At 70.9% G+C, this 905-nt stretch carries 2 protein-coding genes; both read left to right on the top strand.

The window, feature by feature from the left end; translation table 11 throughout:
* A partial coding sequence (locus AC5RUJ_RS17340) for an amidohydrolase family protein (protein WP_494156383.1) occupies positions 1 to 202 on the top strand: 202 nt, incomplete at its 5' end.
* Positions 199 to 905: NAD(P)/FAD-dependent oxidoreductase (locus AC5RUJ_RS17345; protein WP_494156384.1), on the top strand; the 707-nt coding region annotated here is incomplete at its 3' end. The genes AC5RUJ_RS17340 and AC5RUJ_RS17345, both read left to right, overlap by 4 nt.

Raw genomic sequence — 905 nt, forward strand, 5'->3', positions numbered from 1 at the left:
GCTGGCCGCCTATACCTCCGGCTCGGCGTGGCTGAACCGCGAGGACGACGCCGGCCGCATTGCTCCCGGAGCGCCGGCCGACCTGGCCGTGCTGACCCTCGACCCGTTCAGCCTGCCCCCGGAGGAACTGCACACCGTCGGCACCGATTTGACACTGGTGGCCGGCCAACCGGTTTTCGAACGGCAGGGGGCGCCGGCATGAAAACGTTCTACGACCGTGCCGAAGAGCAGATCCCGGCCGCACGCCTCGACGCCGCCTTGGCCGGGGCGTCCCCGACGCCGTTCTGGCTGGATGATCCCTCGCGCCCCGCACCGCTGTCGTCCTTGCGCGGCACGGTAACGGCGGACCTGGCGGTGGTCGGCGGCGGCTACACGGGCTTGTGGACCGCGCTGCTGGCCAAGGAGCGCGACCCGGACCGCTCGGTGGTGCTTTTGGAGGGCAATCGCATCGGCTGGGCCGCGTCCGGCCGCAACGGCGGCTTCTGCGAGGCCAGCCTGACCCATGGGAGCGCGAACGGGCAAAGACACCTCCCGGGCGAAAACGAACTGCTGGACAAGCTCGGTTTGCAGAACCTGGACGAGATCGAAGAGAGCCTGGCCCGGTACGGGATCGACGCCGGCTTTGAACGCACCGGCACGCTGTCCGTGGCCACCGAAGAGCACCACGTCGGCTGGCTTGCCGAGGAGGCCGCCGAGGACCCCTCGCTCGAGTTCCTCGACCAGGCCGCCGTCCAACAGCAGGTGGCCTCCCCCGCCTACCGGGCAGGGTTGCGGGACCGGCGGGGAACGGCGATGGTGCACCCCGCGAAACTCGCCTGGGGGCTGCGCGACGCCTGCCTGCGCGCCGGCGTCGAGATGTATGAACACACGCCGGCACGCTCCCTGTCCCGGCGGGCGGGGTCCAT

Source organism: Arthrobacter sp. Y3223164, assembly GCF_059091005.1.